The organism is Sphingomonas sp. LaA6.9 (assembly GCF_022601895.1).
Classification (GTDB): Bacteria; Pseudomonadota; Alphaproteobacteria; order Sphingomonadales; family Sphingomonadaceae; genus Sphingobium_A.
The window spans coordinates 1-2,614 of the sequence record NZ_JAKVIO010000093.1; the positions used below are offsets into that span (position 1 = coordinate 1).

The window sequence follows — 2,614 nt, forward strand, 5'->3', positions numbered from 1 at the left end:
CTGCGTCCACATCCAGAGCCTGAATCATGCCGCCATCCGGTTGGCAAGGCCAAGTACTGATTTTCCAAACAGCCTCTCAGATCATAGTCTCGCTCTTTCTTGTCGGCTGGAATAGCAAGCCATCCTGATCGAGAAGGTAATAGCAGTCGCCGCAGAGCGGGAATTAGATCGTATCCCTGAAAGCCTTCTTGCTTAGCCAACTCTTCGGCAAGGTTAGATAGTCGGACGACCCATGTGCTGGTTTTCCGTTCGATCGCCAATTCAGCTAGCGTTCCGCTCAACGAAAAAAAGGCTTCTGCGGGCAGTTTGAACTCTGCCTCAATAGCCTCCAAAAAACCTTCCGGTTGAGAGGGAGCAGGGTTGGGTTCTGCGTAGTGAGAGTGATAGCTGTCGCTTTCGCTTTCCCGATCCTGCGCGTGCTTGATTTGAGCTACCTGCTCCAACGTTGCTTCGCCGAAACTATGGTCAAAAAGCACGTCGCCTGTGGGGCTGATCCGAATTTTAGGCTTTAGGAAACCGCCCCGGAGTGGTGGTACGATTTCCGCTCCTTGAAAATGCAAGAGGGCCAGAGCGAGAAGTTCATCGAAGTCCATTTCCCCAACGGCCAATCCGCCTTCTAACGCGGCGTTGGAAGCTGCCACTTCCGTGATCAGGGAGCAGCCACGCAGCATGCCATTTATCCGATTACGAAATTCAAAACTCGCGGCATGATCCCCGTGGATGCTGTGGAGAGCACGTAATGCGCGAGCCGACATAGCCCAAGTTCGCTCTTCAGCTTGGGCGCTTTGCATCATGGCCAAAGCCTGCGTTACAAGGGATTGGCGGTCAAATTTTGAGATAGCTTCGCACAATTGTTTCAAAGTATCTTTGTTATGATCTATCAAAAATTGAAAGCATTCTTCTTCGCCGTTGATCTTACTACCCGCCGAACGACTGCGAACCCTAAACGTCGCGCCACACTTCATAAGCGCAAAGGCGGAATGAGATAGCGGGCGAAATTGTGGCAAAAGACCATGACCCTTTAGCATGGTGATTGGCCGGTTCGCGACGAACGAATGCCGCCATCGTATATCGTCGGACCCCACAGCCGCTAAAATCAAAGTGCGGATTTCATCCTCTGAGCAGGATATTCCCGCCGCCTTAACAACGATTGTGAGCAAGGCAGTAGCTAGCGATACCTCCGCGTAGTTATTCGCTCTATGAAGACCGCGCTGCCAGTCAGGAAGCAAAGTGACTTTGGCTCTGTGCAGATCGTCTCCCATTTCGACAACGATGGAAGCGTCGATTTGGTCGTCGGTGGCGATTTGTGGACCAGATTGATCCGGCCATTGGACTTCAAAGTCTATTAAGACTGGATTGTCGAGACAGACGACAAAGCGTTCTACCAATGTAGGCAAGGTGATGGACAACCATTTCAGTGCAGCCTGCCAAGTTTCGTAATTATCAAACGAACGCTCTTCTTCAGACCTGTTCAGAAGGTGGAGCCAAACTGGCTGATCTGCATAGAGGCATGCGCCGAGAAGCACACCACTGCGAACTTCAGACAGAGAAGCGTAAACTTCTTCGCTTCGTTCGAAGGCATCTCGCCTGTTCAGTCTAGAGACGGTTCGAAACACACCATCGGGATGAGGAAGCGATTGGCGGTCATCCCGATGCGCAGCTTCTTTCCGTACTTTGAATAGAAGGTCTGTTGGAAAATTAAACAGTGCGGGTGGTTGAACATCAATGTGATGCTCAGGAATGAGAGTGTGCTTTGTGTCTTTCCACAGCGCGTAAAGATTGAGCAGGCCATTGGCTCCAAAAATTTCAAATCCCTGCTTTTCAATTTCCTTTTCGAGTTTCCTCAGTCTCCAAAGGTCGGATATTTTTGCGTCATCGGCGATTCCTATGGCCGCAGCGTCATTGGGTTCGACAAATATGAAATCCCAATCCTTGAGGACAGGTATCGACAACGATCGTCCGCGCCCCCATCCGCCAAGAAAAATTACCGAGATGCCTTCCCGAAAATTTCCACGTGCTGATGCAAATTTTTGAGCTGCTTTAGCCCCCTCGGTAACGAGAGCGGTTGTTACTTCGTCATCAGCGAATACAGAACCGAACGCTTTTTCGGGCCACTCGCTAAACGAGTCCACGATCTGAAGGATGTGGACATAGCGCCCCGCCGACTCTTCATGGACCGTTTGCCTTACAGGTTGGTCCTTAACTTTTTGAACACGGACGCTTCGGAAGCGCGCTATCCCACTCTCCTGAACCCGTTCCGTTTGGACATCGAGAAGGTGACGCCGGAGATTGTTTTGCATTCCATATTCGACAGCGGTGTCTATCAAGATTGCTCGTGCACATGTCGATAGGTTGCTGGGTAGAGATACCACAATCCCGTCACCTACGGAGATCAGAGGTTGAAGCTCCAGTGCAGAGTCACCGGGTATCGCTCCTTCAACAGAGGTGCGTTGGCTTTCATCGAATATGAACGGGACGATCAGGGATTGATCAAAAGGCAGGAGGTCTAAATCGCTCCAATCAAAAAAGGCATATGCGCTTAGAGTCTGTTTGGAAAATCAGGGATGGGCGTTCCGGCGTAGCAGATTACCGCCCATGGCGACGAGGATCATGG

At 50.9% G+C, this 2,614-nt stretch carries 1 protein-coding gene; it reads right to left on the reverse strand.

All coding sequences use genetic code 11. The features are described from left to right. The coding region (locus tag MKI88_RS21330; protein WP_241633560.1) for a hypothetical protein at positions 1 to 2,300 on the reverse strand (2,300 nt) is incomplete at its 3' end. Positions 2,301 to 2,614: the final 314 nt, after the last annotated feature.